The sequence below is a fragment of the Streptomyces clavifer genome, assembly GCF_036345975.1.
Lineage (GTDB): Bacteria > Actinomycetota > Actinomycetes > Streptomycetales > Streptomycetaceae > Streptomyces > Streptomyces clavifer.
The window spans coordinates 1571388-1595135 of sequence record NZ_CP107793.1; the positions used below are offsets into that span (position 1 = coordinate 1571388).

At 71.5% G+C, this 23748-nt stretch carries 23 protein-coding genes; 6 read left to right on the top strand and 17 right to left on the bottom strand.

All coding sequences use genetic code 11. From position 1 onward, the window contains the following. Positions 1–13: 13 nt before the first annotated feature. From OG927_RS06605 to OG927_RS06625, 5 genes are all read right to left on the bottom strand, one after another. Positions 14–988: an ABC transporter substrate-binding protein gene (locus tag OG927_RS06605; protein ID WP_124282832.1), complete on the bottom strand. Its 975-nt coding sequence runs from the start codon at positions 986–988 to the stop codon at positions 14–16. A 108-nt stretch (positions 989–1096) separates the two neighbouring features. Continuing rightward, complete coding sequence (locus OG927_RS06610; protein ID WP_319102294.1) at positions 1097–1849, bottom strand: amino acid ABC transporter ATP-binding protein; 753 nt, start codon at positions 1847–1849, stop codon at positions 1097–1099. Positions 1850–1953: 104 nt separating this feature from the next. Beyond that, positions 1954–2859, bottom strand: coding sequence for an amino acid ABC transporter permease (locus tag OG927_RS06615; RefSeq protein WP_056786187.1), 906 nt, complete (start codon positions 2857–2859; stop codon positions 1954–1956). Between the two features lie 44 nt (positions 2860–2903). Continuing rightward, complete coding sequence (locus OG927_RS06620) at positions 2904–4745, bottom strand: FAD/NAD(P)-binding protein (RefSeq protein WP_319102275.1); 1842 nt, start codon at positions 4743–4745, stop codon at positions 2904–2906. Next, positions 4742–5608: an amino acid ABC transporter permease gene (locus OG927_RS06625; protein WP_124282830.1), complete on the bottom strand. Its 867-nt coding sequence runs from the start codon at positions 5606–5608 to the stop codon at positions 4742–4744. Before OG927_RS06625 ends, OG927_RS06620 begins: the two co-directional genes overlap by 4 nt. Before the next feature lie 449 nt (positions 5609–6057). On the opposite strand from OG927_RS06625, the gene OG927_RS06630 reads away from it, so the two are divergent. Beyond that, complete coding sequence (locus OG927_RS06630) at positions 6058–6999, top strand: ABC transporter substrate-binding protein (RefSeq protein WP_056786179.1); 942 nt, start codon at positions 6058–6060, stop codon at positions 6997–6999. A gap of 30 nt (positions 7000–7029) precedes the next feature. On the opposite strand, the gene OG927_RS06635 is transcribed toward OG927_RS06630, so the two are convergent. Further along, complete coding sequence (locus OG927_RS06635; RefSeq protein ID WP_199862744.1) at positions 7030–8232, bottom strand: DUF5685 family protein; 1203 nt, start codon at positions 8230–8232, stop codon at positions 7030–7032. Between the two features lie 305 nt (positions 8233–8537). Here OG927_RS06635 and OG927_RS06640 point away from each other — a divergent pair, with 305 nt between their 5' ends. Then, positions 8538–8978, top strand: a complete 441-nt coding sequence (locus OG927_RS06640) for a cell division protein SepF (RefSeq protein ID WP_056786172.1) — start codon at positions 8538–8540, stop codon at positions 8976–8978. A 42-nt stretch (positions 8979–9020) separates the two neighbouring features. Here OG927_RS06640 and OG927_RS06645 read toward each other — a convergent pair whose 3' ends face one another. Together OG927_RS06645 and OG927_RS06650 are read right to left on the bottom strand one after the other, a co-directional pair. Next, entirely contained in the window at positions 9021–10229 is a 1209-nt protein-coding gene (locus OG927_RS06645) for an acyl-CoA dehydrogenase family protein (RefSeq protein ID WP_209470797.1), read from the bottom strand. Positions 10230–10303: 74 nt separating this feature from the next. Further along, positions 10304–12040, bottom strand: coding sequence for an MFS transporter (locus OG927_RS06650; protein ID WP_330319840.1), 1737 nt, complete (start codon positions 12038–12040; stop codon positions 10304–10306). A gap of 500 nt (positions 12041–12540) precedes the next feature. Between OG927_RS06650 and OG927_RS06655 the strand changes: the two genes are divergently transcribed. After that, positions 12541–13596, top strand: a complete 1056-nt coding sequence (locus OG927_RS06655) for a phosphatase PAP2 family protein (protein WP_124282828.1) — start codon at positions 12541–12543, stop codon at positions 13594–13596. 106 nt (positions 13597–13702) lie between these two features. Here OG927_RS06655 and OG927_RS06660 read toward each other — a convergent pair whose 3' ends face one another. Next, positions 13703–13918, bottom strand: a complete 216-nt coding sequence (locus OG927_RS06660) for an I78 family peptidase inhibitor (RefSeq protein ID WP_056786159.1) — start codon at positions 13916–13918, stop codon at positions 13703–13705. Positions 13919–14427: 509 nt separating this feature from the next. After that, complete coding sequence (locus OG927_RS06665) at positions 14428–15711, bottom strand: glycosyltransferase family 4 protein (protein WP_209470795.1); 1284 nt, start codon at positions 15709–15711, stop codon at positions 14428–14430. A 301-nt stretch (positions 15712–16012) separates the two neighbouring features. Between OG927_RS06665 and OG927_RS06670 the strand changes: the two genes are divergently transcribed. Next, positions 16013–16795, top strand: coding sequence for a hypothetical protein (locus tag OG927_RS06670; protein ID WP_056786153.1), 783 nt, complete (start codon positions 16013–16015; stop codon positions 16793–16795). Between the two features lie 137 nt (positions 16796–16932). After that, positions 16933–17238: a hypothetical protein gene (locus OG927_RS06675; RefSeq protein ID WP_056786148.1), complete on the top strand. Its 306-nt coding sequence runs from the start codon at positions 16933–16935 to the stop codon at positions 17236–17238. Positions 17239–17299: 61 nt separating this feature from the next. Here the strand turns inward: OG927_RS06675 and der are convergent, their stop codons facing one another. The 7 genes from der to OG927_RS06710 all read right to left on the bottom strand — a co-directional run bounded on the left by der (position 17300) and on the right by OG927_RS06710 (position 23100). Further along, positions 17300–18769 carry a ribosome biogenesis GTPase Der gene (der, locus tag OG927_RS06680; RefSeq protein WP_056786143.1) on the bottom strand — a complete coding sequence of 490 codons (1470 nt, stop codon included), beginning with the start codon at positions 18767–18769 and terminating at the stop codon, positions 17300–17302. Positions 18770–18993: 224 nt separating this feature from the next. Further along, positions 18994–19668, bottom strand: coding sequence for a lysophospholipid acyltransferase family protein (locus OG927_RS06685; protein WP_056786140.1), 675 nt, complete (start codon positions 19666–19668; stop codon positions 18994–18996). Beyond that, the gene (gene cmk / locus OG927_RS06690) at positions 19665–20381 is read right to left on the bottom strand and encodes a (d)CMP kinase (protein ID WP_056786137.1); all 717 of its coding nucleotides are present in this window, start codon (positions 20379–20381) and stop codon (positions 19665–19667) included. The genes OG927_RS06685 and cmk overlap by 4 nt, the downstream gene beginning before the upstream one ends. Positions 20382–20622: 241 nt before the next feature. Beyond that, complete coding sequence (locus OG927_RS06695; RefSeq protein WP_330319841.1) at positions 20623–21708, bottom strand: prephenate dehydrogenase; 1086 nt, start codon at positions 21706–21708, stop codon at positions 20623–20625. Beyond that, positions 21705–22067: a chorismate mutase gene (gene aroH / locus OG927_RS06700; protein WP_056786131.1), complete on the bottom strand. Its 363-nt coding sequence runs from the start codon at positions 22065–22067 to the stop codon at positions 21705–21707. Before aroH ends, OG927_RS06695 begins: the two co-directional genes overlap by 4 nt. 35 nt (positions 22068–22102) lie before the next feature. After that, positions 22103–22732 (bottom strand): TetR/AcrR family transcriptional regulator, encoded by a 630-nt coding sequence (locus tag OG927_RS06705; RefSeq protein WP_056786128.1) that lies wholly within the window; start codon positions 22730–22732, stop codon positions 22103–22105. 5 nt (positions 22733–22737) lie between these two features. Further along, on the bottom strand, positions 22738–23100 hold the full coding sequence (locus OG927_RS06710) for a DUF1304 domain-containing protein (RefSeq protein WP_056786123.1): 363 nt from the start codon (positions 23098–23100) through the stop codon (positions 22738–22740). A 175-nt stretch (positions 23101–23275) separates the two neighbouring features. Here OG927_RS06710 and OG927_RS06715 point away from each other — a divergent pair, with 175 nt between their 5' ends. After that, a complete protein-coding gene (locus OG927_RS06715) occupies positions 23276–23704 on the top strand; it encodes a Rieske (2Fe-2S) protein (protein WP_330319842.1) in 429 nt (142 codons plus the stop codon). Positions 23705–23748 lie beyond the last annotated feature (44 nt).

The window sequence follows — 23748 nt, forward strand, 5'->3', positions numbered from 1 at the left end:
GGACCTCTCGGGGTCAGTTCTCGGTCTTGGGGAGACCGGGCGGGTTGATCTCCGACTTCTCGACGGCCTCGTTGGTCAGACCCCAGCGCTTGAGCACTTCGGCGTAGGAGCCGTCCTGGATGATGTGGTCGATGGCCGCGCCGTAGGCCTCGACCAGGCCGCTGTCCTTCTTCGTGGTGGCGGCGATCTTCCCCTGGACGCCGTCGCCGGCTCCGGAGAGCGTGCCGATGATCTCGGACTGCCCGGCCGACGCGACGTGGTAGTTGGCCGAGGGGCTCGGGCCGAGGTAGGCATCGATCCGGCCCGACTGGAGGGCCAGGTAGTAGTCGGTGTCCTTCTGGAAGTACTTGATCTCCACCGCCTTCCGTCCGGCGTCGGTGTTCTGCTCGCTCCAGTCGACGAGGATCTTCTCCTGGTTGGTGCCCGAGGCAACGGCGATCGTCTTCCCCGCCACGTCCTCGGGCGCCTTCACCTTCCAGCCGGAGCCCTTCTTGGCCTCGAAGGCGAGGTTGTCGAGCCGGTAGGTGGCGAAGTCGTACTTCTCCTTGCGCTCCTCCGTCACGGTGACGTTGGACAGGACGCCGTCGAACTTGGAGCTGTCGAGGCCGACGAAGAGGTTCTCCCAGGAGACCTCCTGCAGATCCGGCTTCAGTCCGAGGGTGTCGGCGATCAGGGTCGCCAGGTCGATCTCGCTGCCGATCCGGGTCTTGTCGTCGGTCGCGTAGAAGCCGAGTGGGGGCGAGGCGTCGGCGCTCGCCCCGAGCCGGAGCGTGCCGCGCTCACGGATGGCCTCGGGCACCTTGGCCGCGATGGAGTCGACCTTCTCGCCTCTGATCCGCTTCTGGTCGGGGCCGATGTTGATCCCGGTGTCCTTCTGCCCTTCGGGGCGGATCACGTCGGTGGCGGCGTCGCTGCTGCCGCAGGCGGTGAGCAGCCCGGTGGCGGTGAGGGTGGCGAGGGCGATGACGAGGGTGCGGCGGACGGACACCTGGCTGCTCCTTGAGCGCGGGGAAACGGGATGGGGGAACGGTGGGAGAACGGGCTGCGGGAAGACGGAACGTGGGGACTGCGGCGGTGCGGCCTGCGGGGACACGGCTCAGAGGACCTTCGAGAGGAAGGCCCGGGTGCGTTCCTGAACCGGGCGGTCGAGTACGTCGGCGGGCGGGCCCTGCTCCACGATCCGCCCCTGGTCCATGAAGACCACGGTGTCGGCGACCTCGCGGGCGAAGCCGATCTCGTGGGTGACGACGATCATCGTGGTGCCCTGGTGCGCCAGGTCCTTGATGACGTCGAGGACCTCGCCGACGAGTTCGGGGTCGAGCGCGGAGGTCGGCTCGTCGAAGAGCAGCAGTTTCGGTTCGAGGGCGAGCGCACGGGCGATGGCGACGCGCTGCTGCTGTCCGCCGGAGAGCTGCTTCGGGTACGCACCCGACTTGTCGGCGAGACCGACCCGGGCGAGGAGCGCATCCGCGGCTGCGACGGCTTCCTTCCGGGGGCGGCCGAGAGCGGCCACCGGCGCCTCGATGATGTTCTCGAGGACGGTCAGGTGCGGGAAGAGGTTGAAGTTCTGGAAGACGAAGCCGATCCGGGTGCGCTGCCGCAGGACCTCGCGCTCGCGGAGCTCGTACAGCTTGTTCCCCGACCTGCGGTAGCCGACCAGGGTGCCGTCCACGCTGATCCAGCCCTGGTCCACCTTCTCCAGGTGGTTGATGGTGCGCAGCAGGGTGGACTTCCCCGAGCCGGACGGGCCGAGGACGACGGTCACCTCTCCGGCGCGGACGGACAGGTCGATGCCGCGGAGCACTTCGAGTGCGCCGAAGCTCTTGTGCACGGAGCGGATCTCGACCATGACGTCCGTGGCGGACGCGGGCGCGTCAGCGGGCGCGGTCGCCTCCGTGGCCGCGGGTGCGTCCACGGGTGCTTCGGTGGGTGCGGGTACATCGATGGGTGTGCTCATCGCACGGCCCCCTTGGCGTAGTGACGTTCGACGTAGTGCTGGAGGACGGAGAGCACGGTGGTCAGGAGGATGTACCAGACCGTGGCGACCATCAGCAGGGGCACGACCCTGCCGTTGCGGCCGTAGACGACCTGGACCTGGTAGAAGAGTTCACCGATCGCCATCACGGAGACGATCGAGGTGCCCTTGAAGAGCGAGATGATCTCGTTGGCGGCGTTCGGCAGGATGGAGCGCATCGCCTGCGGCAGCACGACTCTCCGGAGCTGCCGCAGCCGCGGGATCCCGAGGGCCGCGGCGGCCTCCAGCTGCCCGCTGTCCACGGCCAGTACGCCCCCGCGCACGATCTCCGCCGCGTAGGCCGCCTGGTGCAGCGCGAGTCCGAGGACCGCCGCACTCATCGCTCCGACGAGGTTCATCGTGTCGAAGGTGAGGAAGCCGGGCCCGAACGGGATGCCGAACTGAAGCTCCTTGTAGAGGTAGGCGAGGTTGAACCAGAACAGCAGCTGCACGATGAGCGGGATCGAGCGGAACGCCCAGATGTAGCCGTACGCGACCGCCCTGAGGAACGGGCTGGCGGACAGCCGCATGAACGCGAGGACGATGCCCAGTGCGAAGCCGAGCACCGTTCCGTAGAAGGTCAGTTGGAGGGTGACCCAGACGGCCTTCAGGATGGTCTCGGTGGTGAAGAAGCGGGCGAAGACGTCCCATTCCCAGCCGGGGTTGGTGATCAGCCCGTTCAGGAACTGGGCGAGCAGCACGGCGGTGACGGCCACGGCGACCCAGCGCCAGGGGTGGCGCACCGGGACGACCGTCAGTTCCGAGAGGTCGGATCCGTCGTGCGGGGTTGTTCGCTCGGTCTCTTCGTCGGGGGGTGCGAGGGGTGGATCGCTGGTCAGCGACATGGTGGGTTCCTTCGGCAACGGATGGTAGAGAGGGGGTACCGCACTCACGCGGTGGGGCGGCCGCTACAGGAGAGGTCGCGGAGGAACGCGAGCACCGTGCGGGCGGTGGCGTCGTTCTGCCGGAAGGCCGGGCCGCCGGTGCGCGGCCGGGTGAAGGCGCCGCTCGACCGCGCGGTCGTGTTCGGGCCGAGGGCGAAGCGTCGCGGGTGAGGGCTGCCGTCACGGTCCAGGATCCGGCCGTCGCCGGGGTCGACGGAGAGCAGCCCCGTGTCGGTGCCGGCGGCCCCGTCCTCGTACAGTCCGCGCAGCACCGGGCTGCGCGTGTTCCGCAGGGCCGGATCGGGCAGCCGGGCCTCGACCAGGGCCCTGGCCTCCATGTGCTCGCCCGGCACGGTGGCGCTGCCGGCCCGGAAGACGCCGCGTTCCTCGTCGGCCTCGACGGTGATTCCCGCTCCGAGGAAGCGGACGACCCCGGCCCGGGAGAGTGCGAGGAGCTGGCGCAGCCGGGGGCCGGGCGGTCCGGAGGCGAGATGGCTGAAGAAGCCGTGCCACCGGTCGCCGATGTCTCCGGCCCGGACCAGCTGTGCGTAGACGGACAGCAGTCCGAGGAAGACGGCGAGGTCGGGGCTGTTGCGGGGATCGTGCCGGCGTTCGAGGTCGGTGGTGATGTAGGTGCGCAGCCCGTCCTGCAAGGAGTCGTACGAGGGGTGGAGCACCCCGTCCAGCGGTCGGTCCAGCGCGTCCAGGTCCAGGTGGTCGGCCGGGTCGGGCACGGCCGAGGCGACCAGCGCGCGCAGCTCGGGGCTTTCGGCGTCCGCGACGGCGTACTTCTCCTCGAAGTCGTCCCAGCCGACGGCGGTGCGCTCGGGGTGGGCGGCGAACAGCCGGTGGTAGTGGACGTGTCCGAGCTCCTTGGCGATGGACGGCCACAGGTCGCGGCGGAAGTCCACGGGGCCGGCGCCGTCGAGCAGCGCGTCCAGCCGGGCGGGGCCGAAGTGGTGCGGCAGGGGAGGCCGTTCGCCCTCCCAGGCGTAACCGATCTTGGAGTGGTACGGGACTCCGCGCCGGGAGCCCGCGTACAGGACGGGCTCCCGGCCGGAGGGGATGTAGACCCCGTCCTCGTATCGCCCGCCGCGCCCCTCGGTGAGCAGCACCATCAGGTCGATGAAGGCGAGGCCGAGGCCGCGCACGATGACGGGTTCACCCGCGGGCAGGGAGCCGAGGTCGCTGTCGGCCGTGAAGTCGGGTGGCAGGTGGACGAGTCCGTGCCGTGCCGCGAAGGCGGCCAGCTCCTCCTGTTCGGCGTCGGGTTCGGCGTCCAGATGGCCGATGGTGAGGACGACGAGGTCGGCGAGGAGGGGTTCGGCGCGCCCCTGGAGCCAGACCTGCTGCCGGCCGTCCCGGGACCCCGAGACGCGGTGTGCGTGAGCGCGGTGCTCCCGGACGGTGATGCCCGGCGGGAGCGCGGCGAGCGCCTGCTCGTACACCCAGCGCAGGTAGGCGCTCTGCAGCCGTCGGCTGGGGAAGTCCTGGGCGCCGAGCCCTCGGATCTCCGCGAGTGTCCCGGGGTCGGAGTCGAGGGTGATCCGTCCCTCGCGGACGTCGGCGGCCCACGTGTGCAGGGCGGGGCCGGGCCGTATCGGGCCCTCCTGCTCGACCGTGTCGTCGGTGAACATGGTGACGTCCTCCGCCATGGAGTTCATCCAGAGCAGCGGGGACTGGTCCTGCCGCCAGATCCGGCCGCCCCCGGGCGGGTACGGGTCGACGAGGTGGATGTCCAGGCGCCGGTCCCCGTACAGCTCGGCGGAGTTGGCGGCGATGCGCTCGAGGACGCCGGTGCCGCGCGGTCCGCCCCCTATGACGACGAGTGTCGGTACGCCGCTCATCGCGCGTCCGCCGTGCCGCGTGCGTAGTGGCGTTCGACGTAGTGCTGTCCGACGGAAAGGAGGGAGGTGACGGCGACGTACCAGAGGGTGGCGACGAGCAGCAGCGGGATGACTTCGTAGGTGCGGTGGTAGACGAGCTGCACCGAGTAGAGCAGGTCCTGCACGGCGATGATGCTGACGATCGAGGTGCCCTTCAGGGTGCCGATCAGCATGTTCCCGGCGGGCGGGACGATGGAGCGCATGGCCTGGGGCAGCACGATGCGCCGGAGCCGGCGCCAGGGGCCGAGCCCGAGCGACTGGGCGGCCTCCAGCTGTCCGTGCTCGACGGAGAGGATGCCGCCGCGCACCACTTCGGCGGCGTACGCGGCCTCGTGGAGCGTGAGGCCGATGACGGCGACGGCGACCGGGCCGAGGAGGTTGACCGTGTCGACTCCGAGGATCTGCGGGTAGAGGGCGCCGATGTTGAACCAGAAGAGCAGCTGGACCAGGATCGGGGTGGACCGGAACAGCCACACGTAACCCCAGGCGACGGCCTGCAGAATCGGGTTGCCGGAGAGCCTCATGACGGCGAGCAGGGTGCCGAGGGCGAAGCCGAGCACCATCACGAGGCCCGTGAGCCAGAGGGTGAGGCCGAGGCCGCGCAGCACCGACGCGGTGGTGAGGTGGTCGCCGACGACGCCCCACTGGAAGGCGTCGTTCCGGATCACCGAGACCAGGGCGCCGGCGAGGAGCACCAGGACGGCAACGGCCGCCGCCCAGCGCCCTGTTCGGCGCACCGGCACGATGCGCGGGACGGAGTCGTGCGCATCGTCGACGGGCGGGGCGGGGAGCTGCGGAGGGAGGGTGTCTGTCTGCGCGGACATGCGAAGGCTCCGTGGATGCAGAGATCTAACACGGGATGTGCCTTCAACGCGGAACACAACATGGACCGGGCCCCTCAGCGCCGGTCCGCTTCCGAGCCAATCCTTGTCGGGGTCGTGTTGTCAAGCTTGTCCACACTGTGAGCCGTGTGTCCGGGGTCGGTTGACGTGTACCCGGATGCCTGTTCCACTGAGGCCATGTACGCGCAGCAGTGGCTGGTCACCCGCTCCCACATCGACTTCGGTCGCGTGTGGTCCTCTTCCTGTTGAGCTGAACCCGCTGTTCCCCCGCGTCTTCCCGCTCGCGCCGCTGTCGGCGCTTGAGCACCTTTCCCGCGTGCCTTCACGTACACAACACCGCTCCGCCCTCCCCTCGTTCAGCTGATCTTCCGCCCGTGGCTCCGTGCTGCCCACGCACCGGAGCGCGTCGACGAACCCGGAGTGTTTCCGTCATGCCCAGAATCCGGCACACCGCTGCCTTCGCACTGATCACCGTCGCCGCTCTCGCGCTCTCCGGCTGCGGATCGGCCGACCCGGCGGCCGCGCCGGCCGGTGCCGGAACGGAGGGCAAGGGGAAGATCCCGACGACCGACGTGGTGTCGTCGGTGAAGAAGGACCCGGCCGCGGCGAAGCTGCTGCCCGAGAAGGTGCGCGCCGCCGGCACCCTCACCCTCGCCTCCAGCATCGGCACACCGCCCGGAGCCTTCTATCTGGAGGACGGCAAGACCCTGGCCGGCGCGGACGTCGACTTCGCGGACGCGGTGGCCAGGGTGCTTGGGCTGGAGCTGAAGCGCGAAGTCGCCTCGTTCGAGGCGATCCTTCCGGCCCTCGGCAGCGGGAAGTACGACCTGGGCACCGGCAACTTCGGGGTGACCGACGAGCGCCGGAAGACGATCGACTTCGTGACGTACATCAACGACGGCCAGGGCTTCGCCGTCCGCGACGACAGCAAGCTGAAGAACGTCACCGAGCTCACCCAGCTCTGCGGCCTGACCGTGGGCACCAGCGCCGGCACCACGTTCGAGGCGACGCTGGAGGAGAACAAGCACGTGTGCGCCGACGCGGGCGAGGAGGCGTACGACGTGAAGACGTACGCCGACCAGGCGGCCGTCTGGATCTCGCTCCAGCAGGGCCGCAGCGATGTCGTGATGTCGACGATCAACGGGCTGCGCTACGCCGTGACCCAGCAGAAGGGGCTGCGCTTCCTCAACGAGTTCAAGCGGCTCGATGTCGGCTTCGCCTTCAAGAAGGGCACCCCGCTGGCACCCGCCTTCCAGGCGGCGGTCAACAGTCTCAGGACGGACGGGACCTATGACCGCATCCTGAAGAAGTGGGGCACCACCGAGTCGGCGATCCGGACGTCGCAGATCTCGCCGCCCGAGATCGCGGGGTGAGGTGCGCGGGTGCGGCTGCCTGACGCCGGATCAGCAGTCGCACCCGCAGTCGCAGCCGTCGCCGCAGCTGCAGCAGTTCCCGCAGCAGTCGCAGCCCTGGCAGCAGCCGTCGCACCACTCGTCGCAGTCCGCCTTGTGGCAGAGCCCTTCGCGCTCCTGGCCGCTCCACGGGTCGTTGAAGCTGCCGGCGCAGCACAGCTGACAGGTGCAGGCGAGACCGGCCCAGACCAGGCAGCCCGCTATCAGGCCACGCCGGTTGCGCGGCGGCTCGGGCGGGAGCGGAGGACCGGACGGGCCGCCGGGCGCCGGTGCGAACGGGTTTCCGGGCGGCGGCCCGAAGGAGCCCGACGGCTGCCCGTCACCCGGGTGCGCGCACGCGGCCGAGCCGAAGGCCCGGTCCACCGAGCGCCGCAGCTCGTGCACGAGCAGCACATGTGCCAGCCGGCCGTCGGTGAATTGCGCGTCCCGCATCGCGAGGCGCACCCCGTGCAGCGCGTCGTCGCAGAGCCGGCGGGCCTCGGTGAGCGGGGTGCCGGTCGCCGTGAGGGGGTTCCAGGCGCCCGACGCCGCGTCAGCTTCCCTGTCCTCCACGGCGTCCAGCAGATGGGCGAGCCGCCCGAAGAGCCGCCCGGCCTCGCCGAGCGGGACGGCGTTCTGCGGCCGGCCCGCGAGTACGGCGGTGTGCGCGAAGGCCGCCGCCGTCGCCGTCTCGGTGGGTTCGGTGACCGTCAGCAGCGGGGTCCCGGGCCCCGCGAGGGACTCGATGCCGGTCTGCCGGTCGACGGCGTCGACCAGGACCGCCGTGTCGAAGCCGAGCTCCGCACCGGTCCGTGCTCCGGCCCGGTCCCAGCCGGCGGCGACCCTGCGCGCCGCGGCGGCGACCGGGCGGCGCTTCAACAGCCCGTCCCGGTCCGCCACGTGGTCGCGCACCTTGGCCGAGGCCAGCACGAGGGAGACGGCGGCGGCGAGCCTGGCGCCCTCGCCCCGGGCGACCGGCGCGGTCCGCATCGAGCGCAGCGGGCAGGGGCCCGCGGTGCGCCGTTGCGCCGCGGTGCGCTCCGTCTGAGCCTCCGTCAGTACCGAGACGATCAGGCCGTCGTAGTTCGTGACGATCCGGGCGAACTGTCCGTGGTCCGCACGGAGGGCGAGACAGAGCCCGCAGAGATGGGCCATCCACTCGGCCTTGAGCCCTTCGGTCAGCCGATGGGTGCAGGGCCTGACTATTCCGAACACGACGATCCCCCGAGCCGTTCACCTGATGCGCCGCACCGGCGCACGCGCGGCGTGCATCGTATCGAGTGACCCGTTCACCCGTACGTCCCCCATGTCACCCGTACGGACGGGCGCCTCATATTTTCCTTCCGCAAGCCGTCCTATACGGGAGGAACCCTGACGAACCGCCACATGTTCTGCACCAGTAGCGTCACGAATCCCCTACGCGCCGACTATCCCCTTGGCGCGGTATCCGCATCATGGACGACCATAGGGACAGGAAAGAGATGTGGAACACGAACGAACCGCGGTGAGAGGAGGCGTCCATGGGATCGGTGCGCAAGGCAAGTGCCTGGCTGGGCCTCGTGGAGGACAACGATGAGCGGTACTACGACGACGAGTACTCCGAGGAAGCCGAGACCGGCACGAACCAGCCGTGGGTGACGGACCCCCGTGTGCAGGTGGCTTCCGAGAAGGCCGTGGACACGGGCCGCCGGATCGCCACCGTCACCCCGGACAGCTTCCGGGACGCGCGCGGCATCGGTGAGCTCTTCCGGGAGGGCGTTCCGGTCATCGTCAATCTGACGGCGATGGACGCCACCGACGCCAAACGCGTCGTGGACTTCGCCGCGGGACTGACCTTCGGCCTGCGCGGCTCGATCGAGCGCGTGGCCACCCGGGTCTTCCTGCTGACCCCCGCCCACACCCAGGTCGTCACCGGCGAAGCCGCCGGCCGGCCGGCCGACGGCTTCTTCAACCAGAGCTGAGCGGGGCGCTCGCCGGACGGGTCCGGTTCCGGCGGTTCCGGGTTACCGGAAGGCGTCCAGACCGGTGAGCGCCTTGCCCAGCACCAGCTGGTGCATCTCCACGGTTCCCTCGTAGGTGAGCACCGACTCCAGATTCGTCGCGTGGCGCATCACCGGGTATTCCAGCGAGATCCCGTTGGCGCCGAGGATCGTGCGCGAGGTTCGGCAGATCTCGATCGCCTCCCGCACGTTGTTGAGCTTCCCGAAACTGACCTGCTCCGGGCGGAGCCCGCCCGCATCCATCCGGCGGCCCAGATGGTGGGCGAGCAGGATGCCCTTGTGCAGTTCGAGAGCCATGTCCGCGAGCTTGGCCTGGGTGAGCTGGAAGCCGCCGATCGGCCGGCCGAACTGCTCGCGGCTCTTCGCGTAGTCCACGGCTGCCTCGAAGCTGGCACGGGCCGCGCCCATGGCTCCCCAGACGATGCCGTAGCGGGCATGGCTCAGACAGCTGAGCGGGCCCCGCAGACCGGTGACGTCCGGCAGGACGGCGTCGGCGGGCAGCCGCACCCCGTCCAGGACCAGCTCGCTGGTGACCGAGGCGCGCAGGGACCACTTGTGCCGGATCTCGGGCGCCGAGAAGCCGGGACTGTCCGTGGGCACGACGAAGCCCCGGATCCCCGAGCCGCCGCCGGCCTCGTCGGTCTGCGCCCAGACGACCGCGACCCCCGCGACCGATCCGTTGGTGATCCACATCTTGCGGCCGGTGAGGATCCAGTCCCGGCCGTCCCGCTCGGCGTACGTGCGCATCCCGGCCGGGTCCGAGCCGTGGTCCGGTTCGGTGAGCCCGAAGCAGCCGATGGTCTCGCCGGCCGCCATGCCGGGCAGCCACCGCCGCTTCTGCTCCTCGGAGCCGAAGCGGTGGATCGCGTACATGGCGAGGGAGCCCTGGACGGAGACCAGGGAGCGGATGCCGGAGTCCGCGGCCTCCAGCTCCAGACAGGCCAGGCCGTACTGGACCGCGGTCGCGCCCGCGCAGCCGTACCCCTGGAGCGACATGCCCAGTGCGCCGAGGGAGCCCAGCTCGCGGGCCAGCTCGCGGATGCCGGGGAGCTCGCCGTTCTCGTACCACTCGGCGATGTGCGGCAGGATCCGGTCGGCGGCCCAGCTCCGCACCGTGTCGCGGATCGCGAGGTCCTCCGGATCGAGGAGATCGTCGATGCCGAGAGGATCGGCCGGGTCGAACGGTGGGAGTTTCGACGGCTTCACGGACATGGGGAGTGCCTCCGGCGGCTCGCACGGGACTTAAACTAGCAGTGGTAGTTATGGCGTCCCGCTGACGTTACGGCTCAGTGTGCCGCTCGTCCAGAGCCCGTGGCTTCCGCGGGTTCACGCCGCGCGGGCCGTGGGAGCCGCCGCTCCGGCCGGTTCTGCGGCGGAAGCGTCACGGGGTCGGCGCGAGGCCCGGCGTCCGCCCGCTCCGGCGCCGCGCGTCCGGGACCGGTGGTCTCCCCCGCTCCCGCCTCGCAGACCCCTTTGACCGAGGCGCAGTCCATGGCGCGGGGCAGCCGCAGCGCCGCCAGGGCGCCGAGCAGCAGCAGGCCCGCACTCACCATGAGCGTGATGTGGAGACCGTTGACGAAGGCGTGCCGGGCGGTGTTCCGCAGGAGGTCGCCCGCGGGACCGCCCAGCTGCCCGGCCACCTGATAGGCCTCACCGAGCGAGTTCGACGCGGCCGTTCCCGCCGCCGCCGGCACGCCCTCGTCGTGGAGCCGGGACAGCCCCGGCGCGTAGGCGGCGTTCATGACGCTGCCGAGCAGGGCGATGCCCAGGCCCGCGCCCAGCTGGTAGGAGGTCTCACCGATCGCCGCCGCCCCGCCGGCCCGTTCCGCGGGAGCCTCGCTGAGCATCGACTCGTACGCGCCGAAGAGCGTCGACTGGAGCCCGAAGCCCAGCAGCACGAAGCCGACGGTGAGCAGTACGGGCCGGTCGTGCTGCCCCATCAGGGTCAGCAGGAGCACCGAGGCCGCGGTGAGCACGAAGCCCCAGCCCACCATGCGGCGCGGCCCGACGCGGCTCAGGGTGTACGAGCCCGTGGCACCGGCAGCCATCGCCGCGAAGGTGAGCGGCAGCAGGCGCAGGCCGGTCTCCAGCGGGCCGAGGTCCAGGACGAGCTGGAGGTACTGGACGGCGATGAGCTCCAGGCCGACCAGGGCCAGCATGGCCAGGACGATGCATCCGACGGCGGTGGTGAAGGCGGGCCGGGAGAACATCGTCATGTCGATCAGCGGATGCGTACGGCGCTTCTGCCTGCGGGCGAAGAGGACCAGCAGCGCGGCACCGGCGAGCAGCGGGCCGAGGGTGGCGAGGTCCAGCACGCCCTCCCCGCCGCCCGCGCGCTTGATCCCCAGGACGACACCGAGCACACCGGCCGCCGCCATGAGCGCACCGAGCACGTCCCAGGGGCCTTCGTCGGAGCCGCGGGATTCGGGAAGCAGCCAGCGTCCGATCGGCAGGATCATGACCATGAGCGGGATGTTGATCAGGAAGACCGAGCCCCACCAGTAGTGCTCGACGAGGAATCCGCCGATGACCGGTCCGGCGGCGGCCCCCACGGCGGCCACCGCGGTCCATATCCCGATGGCCATGGCCCGCTCGCGACGGTCCGGGAAGACCTGGCGGAGTATCGAGAGGGTGGCCGGCATGATCATCGCGCCGCCGACGCCGAGCAGGGCCCGGGCGGCGATCAGCACCGCGGCCGTGTCGGCCATCGCCGCGAGCGCCGAGGCCACCCCGAAGAGCGCGTAACCGAACAGCAGGACGCGGCGTCTTCCGATCCGGTCACCGAGCGTGCCGAAGAGGATGAGCAGCGAGGCGCAGACGAGCGGGTAGGCGTCCACGATCCACAGCAGGCCGACGGCGCTCGGCCGCAGGTCCTCGGTGACGGCGGGGACGGCGACGTGCAGCACGGTCGCGTCGAGCGCGACCAGCAGGAGACTGAGGCAGAGGACGACCAGGACGACCCATCGGTTGGCACCGCCGGCTGCTGCGCGCAGTCGGGCTACGGCCGTGGACGTCCCGGTCATGTGCGTACCTCCCACAATGAGTCCCTCGCGCTCGGCAGACCTGCGGAGGCGCCTGTTCCGCCCCCTCGGGCCCGGCATCGACGGGCGAGTGAGCCGTCAGCGTACGCGAGTTCCCCGTGGTCACACGTGGTCCATCTCATACCGTCGCCCGCCCTGGAGTGTGTCGTACGCCACTGCGGACCTCTCGGCCGGGGCCCCTGCCGACCTGCCGCGACGACGGGGGAACGGTGCGGTGGCGGCCGTCGGCCACGCGCCCGGAGGGCGGCCGGGCGCACCCCCGCAATCGCCGGTCGAATGCGTTCCGGCACCGCACCAGGTCATTTAATCGACGATCAAACATTCCTGCGAATTCACGCCCCGGTAAATGCCCGGCAAGCCCGATCCGATTCCCTGCGGCGCGTCGAATGGATACCGGTCCGAGACGAAGTCCACATCACATCGTCATCACAAAGACGCGGGATCGGCCGGATCCCACGCTCACTCGCTGTAACGTCCATTGCGTGCGTACCGACATCTTTGCCCGTCTGGACCGGGAGCCGGAACCGCCGAAGATAGAGATCCCGCGGATGAGTCGTCACCGCATCGCTCTCTTCGGCGGGACTTTGGCGTTCTATCTCGCCATCGTCGTCGCCGTGCTCGTCTCGTCCTGGCTGGTGGCTCTCGACTGGAAGGTCATGCTGTTCCGGCCCTATCAGCAGTGGCCCGAACTGCACGCCTTCCTCGACTACTACGTCGTGCTCGGCCAGCGCGGCCCCACGGCCGTGATGGTCGCGTCCTGGCTCGGCTGGCGCTCCTGGCGCCAGCACACGCTGCGCCCCCTGCTCACGCTGGGCACCTCGCTGCTGCTGCTCAACGTGACGGTCGGTGCGGTCAAGTTCGGCCTGGGGCGCCTCGGCCCGCACTACGCCACCCAGATCGGGTCGGCGGAGCTCTTCGCCGGCGGCGATATATTTCCTTCGGGTCACACCGCCAATGCCGTGGTGACCTGGGGAATCCTCGCCTACCTGGCCACCACTCCGCGTGCCAGGCGCTATCTGTCGGCCCTCTCGGCGTTCGTGTCCCTGGGCGTGGGCCTCACGACCGTCTACATCGGGACGCACTGGCTCAGCGACGTGCTGCTGGGATGGGCGGCCGGTCTGCTGATCATGTTGGCGCTGCCCTGGTTCGAGCCGCTGATCACGCGCGCGGAGACCTGGATCCTGTCGGTGCGTGCGCGCTGGCGGGTCCGCCTCGGGCTGCGCAGGCCCGCCCCCGGCGGTCCGGGCTCCCCCGCCCCCGTCGTACTGCCGCAGTCGCTGAGCGGCACCAGCAACAGCACCGGCACCGGCACCGGCATCACGGACGCCGAGAAGAGCTGCCCGGCACCCGAGACGTCCGGAAGCGTCGCCCACACGGGCGCGGGCGGCCGGACACGGGCGCACTCCCCGCACGCGGTGCGTTCGGAGCGGGCGCCCCTCACTCCGGCGGGCTCCCGCCGCCCCCCGCACGCGGACCGCGCCGCCCGGGGCGGCACGGCTCCGGCCCACCCGGTGACGGGCGGCCCGGTCGCCCCCTGACCTGCGGGGACGGAGCGCACGACCTGCGGGGACGCTGCGCACGGGCGCTCGGACGCATGGCGAAGGCCCCGACCGACGTCGGGGCCTTCGCTCCATCAGGGGTGTGTCAGCCGACCCAGCAGCGGGTCACGGTGGACGCGTCGACTTCGAAGTTGATCCGCCCGCCACGGAACTCCATGGTGATGACCGTGCCCGGCGGGAGAGACCGGACCGTGCTCCAGCCACGCGCTCTGGCCTGCCTCTCGGCGGCCTCGGCATCGAGTCCGACATACGACTCCGGGGCGTCGTCCGGCTGGGCGGGAGGGCTCGGTATGGGTGCCATACCCCTCACCGTAGGCGCCCCCGCTCCGTGACGGAAGCCGGGGTGACAGCCCTCGGCGGCGCATCCCCATGTACCCCGGCGGTCACGCTTGTGTCACAGCATCCCCACACGCGTTTACGCCGCCCCTCTTCACCCGGACGGGCGGTCCAGGTGTACGGAAAAAGAATTGCGGGCTTCTCACCGAATGCCGCGAGGCGTCCGCACGGAGTGAAATCAACGAGCGCGGGACATGGGGTGGTGCGCGCCTTCCGAGAAAGGCGGGAGGTATGCGGACAGGCGCGCCCCGGAATTCACGCACTTTATGCAGATCTTATCTGTGGCCCGCGACACTCCCTGCCGCGTGCGCCGGGCCCCTTGCCTCCGGGCCCCTTGCCTCCGGAGCTCGCAGGCGGCCGGACCATCCGGAATCGAACGATCCGGGATACCTCCGGGTTCGCACCACCCGGAGGACCCGAAGGCCCCGGACGCCCTTCCGTGGACCGGCGGACCGGGCGGCCGGGCGGGCGCCGTCAGCCCGACTTCCTCCCCCGGAGAGCATCGGCGGTCCGGTAGCGCAGGGCGTACGCCCCGTCCAGCACGGTGCCCCGGGAGCGGTGCAGCGCGGTGCGCAGGGCGCTCCGCGAGCGGCGGCCCCCGCCGCGCGCGGCCAGGTCCGAGAAGAGCGACTCGTGCCGCTCCGCGATCGGCGCCGGGTCGAACCGTTCCGACGAGGCCAGGGCGGCCCGCCCCATCCGGCGCCGCAGCTCGTCGTCGTCGATCAGGGCGAGCAGGGCGTCGGCGAAGGCGCCGGTGTCGCCGAGCGGCACGAGCCGCCCGTCCGTGCCGTCGTCGATGATCTCGGCCGGACCGTGCGGGCAGTCGGTCGCGACGACCGGCACCCCGCAGCGCATCGCCTCCACGATCGTCATACCGAACGACTCCCGCTCGGAGGTGACGGCCGCGATGGAGCCCTTGGGCCATTCCCGCTCCATCGGGTGGACCGACCCCATGAGGTGGACCCTGTCCCGCAGTCCGAGCGTGTCGACGAGCTCGCGCAGTGCCTGCTGCTCGTTGCCCGTCGCGTCACCGCCGCCGTAGATCCGCAGCCGCCACTCGGGCCGGGCCGCGGCGACCCGGGCGAAGGCCCGGACCAGTACGTCGTAGCGCTTCACCCGGTGCAGCCGGCCCGCGGCCACGATCCACTTGGCGTCACCTGCGGCGGGCTCGCCGGCGGGCTCCGGCACACTGTTCGGGATGACCTCCACCCGTACGCCGGGCAGCCGCAGTCCGGTCCGGTAGGCGCGCGCGTCGGCCTCGGTGACGGTCGTGACCGCGTCGAGGAGCCCGTACCGGTGCCCTATCTCCCGCCGGAGCCGGTAGCTGTGACTGTCGAGGGTGAGGTGCTCCTGGCCGACGCGTACCGGGCCGCGCCGCGCCTGCCTGCTGATGTGCACGTTGAGTCCCGGCCGTGTTCCGACGACGACATCGGCCTCCAGAGCTCCCAGATGGGCGGCGATCCGGCTGTCGGTGAGCCTGCTGTACTGCCGGTGCCTGGTGTCGCCGCGCGGGAACACCCGGGCGGGCACGGCGTGTTCGGCCGCGTCGCCGTCGTAGCCGGCACTCGACCGGCGCAGGTCGACGAGATGACTCATCCGCACACCGTCGGGCGCACCCAGTGCGGGCGCGTCGCGGTGCCGGAAGACGGAGACGATCTCGACGTCGTGCTGCTCGGCCAGGGTCGCGGCGAGCGTGAAGGTGGTACGTATCGTTCCCCCGATGCCGTACGCATTGTGGAGCAGAAATGAAAGGTGCATTACGTAGTCGTTTCCCCTGTTCGACTGGTCAGCAACGGACCCTACGCGCCGTCAGGTATACGCACAGACTTCGCACAGGAGTCGTACAGAGCCGTGACAATTCGAACGAACGCCCGTACCAGGGTGCCCAGTTGACGGAACTCCCGACTCCGGATCGTTTTCACGATCTGTCGACGTATCGGCCCGGCGACACTCCCGCTTTCTCCTCCCGTTTCGCGCGTGACCCGGGCCCCGGGTTGTCCGTTGTCTCTTCATGAGCCGGGAACCGCCCGGCCCACGCACCGAGTTCGAGGAGCCACCCGTGCCGCGCATGCTCGACGTCAGCGAGGACGTACGCGCCGAGATCGGCGATGCCGAAGCCGACCGGCTGCTCGTCGGCGACAGCGCCCCAGGCAGCTACGACTGCACCTCCTGCCGCACCCCCGGCGACTCCGACCAGGAACGCACGAGCACGGTGCTGTTCGTGGGCGACGAGACCGCCGTGCTCGCCTTCGCCCATGCGACCTGCATCCCCTCGCAGGTCGTCCGGATCGCGGAGGACCAGCTCCAGGGCGCCGTGCGGTCCATCACCGGCAGCGAGCAGAAGAATCCGGAGGGCCTCATGCCCGAACAGGCCGTGCTCGGCATCACCAGCGGTCTCGTCCTGATCGAGGACGACCTCCGCCCGGCCCTGGTCGTCGAACCGACCGGGCCCATCGCCCGGCCCGGCACGGACGGCCGCGCCGGCGACCAGTTCCTCCAGCTGCTGCTGGAACAGGGCTTCCTGCCCACGCCCGACCTGAACCGGCTGCCGGGCGTGCTCCCCGGCTGGTCGGTCCTGCTCGCCATGGGCCAGCTGCACGCCGTGCTGCAGCCGGGCGTCGGCGGCGGGAGCCCGGTCGCGTGGTGGCAGGCCCATGAGCCGCTCCAGGTCACCGAAGGGTGGCGGGCCGCAGCGAACAAGTCGCACACCGTGCTCGTCTTCGCCGCCCCGGCGGGCTCGATCGGCCAGCAGCCGCGCGAGGACCTGCTCCGCGACGCCCTGGACAAGGCCGCGGTCAACGGTCTCCTGGTCGCCGCGTCGATGCCGCTGGCCGGCACCTGATCGTGCCCGTCCCGCCCTCTCCCGCCCGCCGAACAGCGTTTTCTCCGCCCGGCCCGCATCCGACGGGCGGTGAGGTCGTTGGCACCTACGTGCACTCATACGACCCTTCCCGCCATCAGCAGAGCCCGATCCCGGCCATGCGGCCGTCGCAGGACCCCTCGGGCGGCAGATCCCCCACCCCGATCTACGACGCGCTGTACTCCGAGTACCGGCGGTTGTTCAGGGCGCTTCCGGGGGACCGGAGCGGTGAGGAGAATCTCGGCTTCAGAACGTTCGGCATCGGGATGCTCAGCAGCCGTGCTCCGCTGGGCGGCCGTACGGCGGCGAACAGCCGGGGGAGCCAGACCGGGCGCAGCGGGAACCTCGGTTCCTGGCAGCGGGTGGGACGGCATGCCGGGGGCGCCAGGCCCGCAGCTCTGCCCCCCGGATCCACCGACGCCTGAGGGCACGGCGAAGCCCCGGACCCCCCGCTCGACGCGGGGGGTCCGGGGCTTCGCCGTGCGCCTACTTCTTGCGGCCGCGCTTCTCGCGCACCCGGACCGAGATGTGCAGCGGCGTGCCCTCGAAGCCGAACTCCTCGCGCAGGCGGCGCTCGACGAAGCGGCGGTAGCCGTGCTCCAGGAAGCCGGAGGCGAAGAGCACGAACCGCGGCGGCTTGATGCCGGCCTGCGTGCCGAAGAGGATGCGGGGCTGCTTGCCGCCGCGCACGGGGTGCGGGTGGGAGGCGACGATCTCGCCCAGGAAGGCGTTCAGCCGGCCGGTGGGGACGCGGGTCTCCCAGCCCCCGATCGCGGTCTCGATCGCCGGGACCAGCTTCTCCATGTGGCGGCCGGTGACGGCCGAGACGTTGACGCGCGGAGCCCAGGCGACCTGCGCGAGCTCCGTGTCGATCTCCCGCTCCAGGTAGTAGCGGCGCTCCTCGTCGAGGGTGTCCCACTTGTTGAAGGCGAGCACGATCGCACGGCCCGCTTCCACGGCCATCGTGACGATCCGCTGGTCCTGCACGCTGATGGACTCGCTCGAGTCGATCAGGATGACGGCGACCTCGGCCTTCTCCACGGCGGCCGCGGTACGCAGCGAGGCGTAGTAGTCCGCACCCTCCTGGAGGTGGACCTTCCGGCGGATGCCGGCCGTGTCGATGAACTTCCAGGTGATGCCGCCGAGCTCGATCAGCTCGTCGACCGGGTCGCGGGTGGTGCCGGCGAGCTCGTTGACGACGACGCGGTCCTCGTTGGCCACCTTGTTCAGGAGCGAGGACTTGCCGACGTTCGGGCGGCCGATGAGCGCGATGCGGCGCGGGCCGCCGAGGGCGGTGCCGAACGTCTGGGCCGGGGCCTCGGGCAGCGCCTCCAGCACGGCGTCGAGCATGTCGCCGGTACCGCGGCCGTGCAGCGAGGAGACCGGGTGGGGCTGGCCGAGGCCGAGCGACCAGAGCGCGGTGGCGTCCGCCTCGCCGCTCTGTCCGTCGACCTTGTTGGCGCACAGGACGACGGGCTTCTTGGCCCGGCGCAGCAGCCTGACGACGGCCTCGTCGGTGTCGGTCGCGCCGACGGTCGCGTCGACCACGAAGACGACCGCGTCGGCGGTCGAGATCGCGTACTCGGCCTGGGCGGCCACCGCCGCGTCCAGACCCAGCACGTCCTGCTCCCAGCCGCCGGTGTCGACGAGCTTGAAGCGGCGGCCGGCCCATTCGGCCTCGTAGGTCACGCGGTCACGGGTGACGCCCGGCTTGTCCTGCACGACGGCCTCGCGGCGGCCGAGGATGCGGTTCACCAGGGTCGACTTGCCGACGTTGGGACGGCCGACGACGGCGAGGACCGGAAGGGGGCCGTGACCGGCGTCACCGATCGCGCCCTCGACGTCCTCGAGGTCGAACCCCTCCTGCGCGGCGAGCTCCATGAACTCCGCGTACTCGGCATCGCCAAGTGCTCCGTGCTCGTGGTCCGAGCCGTCGGAGTGAATCTGGTCGTTCATGAAGTCCGTTCCCTCTTTGCATCATCATCGATGGGCCGCGATCGCGCGGCCCACTACTCAAGTCTCGCAGGCCCTGCCGTCAAACTACCGCCGTCCGGCCGGAGCCCGGGCCGCCCGGCGTCCGGTGCGTGCTGCCGCACGGCCGAGGACCCTCCTCGCACGGGCCGCGCCCGGACGGCTCCGGCCACGCGGCAGGGTGCGCGCCGGGCGTCATGCGGCGGGTGTCACTCCGCCGGCGGGTCCTGGCGCCCGGTGAGGCGCCTGGCGTGCTCCAGGTGCGCGGACAGCTCTCCCTGGATCCGGAGCGTCGCCTCGTCCAGCACCTTCCTGGTGCGCCGTCCGCTGCCGTCACCGGCCTGGAAGGCGTCCCCGAATACGACGTCCACCCGGCTGCGCAGCGGGGGCAGCGCCGGTATCAGCCGTCCGCGACGCCCGGTGCTTCCCAGGACCGCCACGGGGACGATCGGCGCCCCGCCGCGCACCGCGAAGTACGCGAGTCCGGCCCGCAGGGAGGCGAAGTCGCCCTCGCCCCTGGTGCCCTCGGGGAAGATCCCGAGGACCCCGCCGTCCTCCAGCACGCCCAGCGCGTGGGTGATGGCGGTGCGGTCGACGGTCGCACGGTCCACCTTGAGCTGACCGATTCCGCGCAGGAACGGGTCGAGGGGACCGACGAACGCCTCCTTCTTGATCAGGAAGTGGACGGGCCGGGGCGCGGTGCCCATCAGCATCGGACCGTCGATGTTGTGTGCGTGGTTCACGGCGAGTATGACGGGTCCGCTGGTGGGTACCCGCCACGCACCGAGCACACGGGGCCGGAACAGCCCGTACATGAGCCCGATGCCGATCCCGCGCCCGACGGCCGCTCCGCGCAGCGTGGGAGCGGCGGTGGCTTCGGTCACTTCACGGCCCGCTTCTCCCCGACGAGGGTGACGACGCACTCGATGACCTGCTGAAGGGTCAGGTCGGTGGTGTCCACCTCGACCGCGTCCCCGGCCTTGGCCAGGGGCGAGGTCTTCCGGCCCGAGTCGGCCGCGTCCCGCTTGATCAGTGCTTCCTTGGTGGTGGCGAGGTCGGAACCCTTGACCTCACCGCTGCGACGGGCGGCACGCGCCTCCGGGGAGGCGGTCAGGAAGATCTTTATGTCGGCGTCGGGCAGCACGGTCGTGCCGATGTCACGGCCCTCGACGACGATGCCCCGCTCGGCGTCCGCGGCGATCGAGCGCTGCAGTTCCGTGATCAGCGTGCGCACCTCGGGGACGGCGCTGACGGCGCTGACCTTGGAGGTGACCTCCTGGGTGCGGATCGGACCGGAGGCGTCCTCGCCGTCGACGGTGATCGTCGGGGCGGCCGGGTCCGTGCCGGAGACGATGACGGGCTTGGCCGCCGCGGTGGCGATCTCCGCCGGGTTGCCCACGTCGATGCCGTTGTTCAGCATCCACCACGTGATGGCCCGGTACTGGGCGCCGGTGTCCAGGTAGCTCAGGCCGAGCTGGGTGGCGACGGCCTTGGAGGTGCTCGACTTGCCGGTGCCGGAGGGCCCGTCGATGGCGACGATCACTGCGGCCGGGGCGGTCCGGGCGGCGGCGCTTACGGTTTCCACGGTGGTGGACACCTTCCTGGTACACGGGGTGGGCGGAGCGGGCCACGGGACGGCCTCCCCCAAGGTTACCGAGTGCGCGCGGGGGCCTCGCACCCCTGTCGGCCCCGTCCCGCCGGGGGCTTCCGTCCGGATCGGGCCGGACGAGGGGCGGGGTCCGGTGCCGTGCGCCGCGAGGCGCGGGAGGGAGGGGTGGCGGAACCGTGCCGGGCGGCGCCGCCGCGAGGTGCGGTGCCGGCCCGGCACGATCCGGGACCTACGGGCGGATCGACCAGCCCCTGTCGCCGAGCGCCGCGCTCAGTACGGGCGCCGCGCTCGGTTCGACCATCAGCTGGACCAGTCCGGCCTGCTGACCGGTGGCGTGCTCGATGCGTACGTCCTCGATGTTGACCCCGGCCAGTCCGGCGTCGGCGAAGATCCTGGCCAGTTCGCCGGGCCGGTCGCTGATGAGCACGGCCACGATCTCGTAGGACGCCGGGGCGGCGCCGTGCTTGCCCGGCACCCTGACCCGGCCGGCGTTGCCGCGGCGCAGGACGCCCTCGATGCTTTCGGTTCCCGCGCGGCGTTCGTCCTCGTCGGCGGACTGGAGGCCGCGCAGCGCCCGTACCGTCTCGTCGAGGTCGGTGGCGACGCCCGCCAGGACGTCGGCGACCGGGCCGGGGTTGGCGGAGAGGATCTCCACCCACATCCGCGGGTCGGACGCGGCGATCCGCGTGACGTCCCTGATCCCCTGGCCGCACAGGCGCACGGCGGTCTCGTCGGCCTCCTCCAGCCGGGCGGCGACCATCGAGGAGATCAGCTGCGGGGTGTGGGAGACCAGGGCCACGGCGCGGTCGTGGGCGTCGGCGTCCATGACGACGGGGACCGCGCGGCAGAGCGCGACCAGTTCGAGGGCCAGGTTGAGGACCTCGGTGTCGGTGTCCCGGGTCGGGGTGAGGACCCATGGGCGGCCCTCGAAGAGGTCGGCGGTGGCCGCGAGGGGACCGGACCGCTCCTTGCCGGCCATGGGATGCGTACCGATGTACGGGGTGAGGTCGACGCCGAGGGCCTCCAGCTCGCGGCGCGGACCCCCCTTGACGCTGGCCACGTCCAGGTAGCCGCGGGCGACTCCGTCGCGCATGGCGTCGGCCAGGACGGAGGCGGTGTACGCCGGCGGTACGGCGATGATCGCCAGGTCGACGGGCCCGTCGGGGGCCTCCTCCGTGCCGGCGCCGAGCGCCGCCGCCGTACCGGCCGACGAGGCGTCCCGGTCGACGAGGTGGACCCGGATGCCGCGCCCGGCGAGGGCGAGGGCCGCGGAGGTGCCGACCAGGCCCGTCCCGATCACGACGGCGGTCCTCACTGGGCGATGTCCTTGCGGAGGGCACCGGTGGCGCCGAGGTAGACGTGACTGATCTCCGCCTTGGAGAGGTATGTCTCGACGTGGGCGAGGATGCGGACCACCCGGGGCATGGCCCCGGTGATGTCGAGCTCCTGGGCGCAGATCAGCGGTACGTCGACGATGCCCAGGCCCCTCGCCGCGGCGGCCGGGAAGTCGCTGTGCAGGTCGGGGGTGGCCGTGAACCAGACGCTGATCAGGTCGTCGGCGACGATCTGGTTGCGCTCGAGGATGGCGGTGAGCAGCGCACCCACCTGCTCGTCCATGTGTCCGGCTTCGTCCCGCTCCAGCTGGACGGCTCCGCGGACCGCTCGTACCGCCACGTCGTACCTCTCGTTCCCTCGTTCTGCGTGCTCTTTCAGCCTAGAGGTGCGGAGGGGCCGGTGGTCACCGTGCTCTGTCCGTGAGACGCCGCGGCGGCGTGCACGGCGAGGAGTGTGCGCCAGATCCGCCCGGCGAGCTGCTCCGGGGTGGCGTCGGTCCGGTCGTGGACCCAGTCGGCGAGCATCCCGGTGAAGAGCCCGGCGACGGCGCTCGCGGTGAGGTCGTGGCCGCTCACGGCCGGCCTGCGCCGGCGCAGCTCGTCGAGGCTGTACTGCCGGAGCTCCCGGTGCAGCAGTTCCCCGAGGGGGCCGCCGCCGGGCCCGAGCAGGCTCCGGTAGACCTCGGCCCGGCCGCGGACCTCCCGGAGCAGGGCGGCGAGCTCCTGCGGCGGCGCGTCCGGACCGGGCGGGGTGCGGCCCCAGGCGTGCAGGGCCTCGACCGCATCCCGTACGACGCCGGCGCAGGCGTCCACGGCCAGGGCGCGCAGGTCGTCGTAGTGCAGATAGAAGGTGGCGCGCCCCACACCGGCTCCGCGCACCACGTCCGCCACACCGATCCGGTCGAGCGGCCGCTCCGCGCAGGCTTCCAGCAGCGCCTCGCGGAGCCTGGCGCGGGTGCGCGCGGTCCGCGGGTCGCCGCTGCCGTCCGTCACCGCGGGCGTCATCCTCCTCAGCCCGCCGACAGGACGAGGGCGAGGGCCGCGGCGGCGGGTGCCGCCTGGACGTACAGGATCCTGCGGCTGACGGTGGCCGCCCCGTACACCCCGGCGACGACCAGGCAGCTCAGGAAGAAGATCTGCGCCTGGTGCCCGACGGGGTCGGCCGCGATCAGGCCCCAGACCAGTCCGGCGGCCATGAATCCGTTGTAGAGCCCCTGGTTGGCGGCGAGGGTGGCGCTGGCCCCGGAGAACTCCTCGGTGGTGCCGAAGGCCTTGCGGCCGCGCGGGGTGTCCCAGAGGAACATCTCCAGGACGAGGATGTAGGCGTGGATCAGCGCGACGAGCGCGACCAGCACCTGGGCGGCGGTCTGCATGGTGTGCGGCCTCCTGCGAGTGACTTCCTGGACAACCGTCCAGGAACATTTCCTGGACAACCGTACAGGAAGTCTGGATCCGCCACCCGCCCGGGCGCACCCGCCGCCCGGTTGCTTCGTCCGCGCGGCCCGCGGCGCCACGATGCCTCTCATCGACCACCACCCGAGGAGAGCCATGAGCGCACGGCGAAGGACGGTCCTCACGGCGGGCGCCGCCGCACTGGCGGCCGGCTGCGGCTCGTCCGACGACGGGGACGGCGACGGGAGCACGGCCCCGGCCACCGCTCCGGAGACCCGGAAGGCTTCGGAGACCTCCGCCGCGGAGCTGACCCGGACCTCCGACGTCCCGGTCGGCGGCGGGACGATCCTCAAGGACCGCAAGGTCGTGGTCACGCAGCCGGAGGCGGGCGACTTCAGGGCCTTCTCCGCGGTCTGCACCCACGCGGGCTGCATCGTCGCGTCGGTGAGCGACGGGACCATCAACTGCGCCTGCCACGGCAGCAGGTTCAGCATCACGGACGCCGCGGTGGAGGCAGGCCCCGCGCCGCGCCCGCTGCCCGTGGAGCGGATCACCGTGCAGGGCGACAGCATCCGGCTCGGGTAGGGCCTCTCCCCCGGGCCACGGCGGGCCCGCGTAGCCTCGCGCGC

What these genes read in the sequence shown, in the direction of transcription:
- OG927_RS06610 (WP_319102294.1), bottom strand. Translation starts at nt 1,849, where the DNA reads ATGGTCGAGATCCGCTCCGTGCACAAGAGCTTCGGCGCACTCGAAGTG.
- OG927_RS06615 (WP_056786187.1), bottom strand. Translation starts at nt 2,859, where the DNA reads ATGTCGCTGACCAGCGATCCACCCCTCGCACCCCCCGACGAAGAGACC.
- OG927_RS06620 (WP_319102275.1), bottom strand. Translation starts at nt 4,745, where the DNA reads ATGAGCGGCGTACCGACACTCGTCGTCATAGGGGGCGGACCGCGCGGC.
- OG927_RS06625 (WP_124282830.1), bottom strand. Translation starts at nt 5,608, where the DNA reads ATGTCCGCGCAGACAGACACCCTCCCTCCGCAGCTCCCCGCCCCGCCC.
- OG927_RS06630 (WP_056786179.1), top strand. Translation starts at nt 6,058, where the DNA reads ATGCCCAGAATCCGGCACACCGCTGCCTTCGCACTGATCACCGTCGCC.
- OG927_RS06640 (WP_056786172.1), top strand. Translation starts at nt 8,538, where the DNA reads ATGGGATCGGTGCGCAAGGCAAGTGCCTGGCTGGGCCTCGTGGAGGAC.
- OG927_RS06645 (WP_209470797.1), bottom strand. Translation starts at nt 10,229, where the DNA reads ATGTCCGTGAAGCCGTCGAAACTCCCACCGTTCGACCCGGCCGATCCT.
- OG927_RS06650 (WP_330319840.1), bottom strand. Translation starts at nt 12,040, where the DNA reads ATGACCGGGACGTCCACGGCCGTAGCCCGACTGCGCGCAGCAGCCGGC.
- OG927_RS06660 (WP_056786159.1), bottom strand. Translation starts at nt 13,918, where the DNA reads ATGGCACCCATACCGAGCCCTCCCGCCCAGCCGGACGACGCCCCGGAG.
- OG927_RS06665 (WP_209470795.1), bottom strand. Translation starts at nt 15,711, where the DNA reads ATGCACCTTTCATTTCTGCTCCACAATGCGTACGGCATCGGGGGAACG.
- OG927_RS06675 (WP_056786148.1), top strand. Translation starts at nt 16,933, where the DNA reads ATGCGGCCGTCGCAGGACCCCTCGGGCGGCAGATCCCCCACCCCGATC.
- der (WP_056786143.1), bottom strand. Translation starts at nt 18,769, where the DNA reads ATGAACGACCAGATTCACTCCGACGGCTCGGACCACGAGCACGGAGCA.
- OG927_RS06705 (WP_056786128.1), bottom strand. Translation starts at nt 22,732, where the DNA reads ATGACGCCCGCGGTGACGGACGGCAGCGGCGACCCGCGGACCGCGCGC.
- OG927_RS06710 (WP_056786123.1), bottom strand. Translation starts at nt 23,100, where the DNA reads ATGCAGACCGCCGCCCAGGTGCTGGTCGCGCTCGTCGCGCTGATCCAC.
- OG927_RS06715 (WP_330319842.1), top strand. Translation starts at nt 23,276, where the DNA reads ATGAGCGCACGGCGAAGGACGGTCCTCACGGCGGGCGCCGCCGCACTG.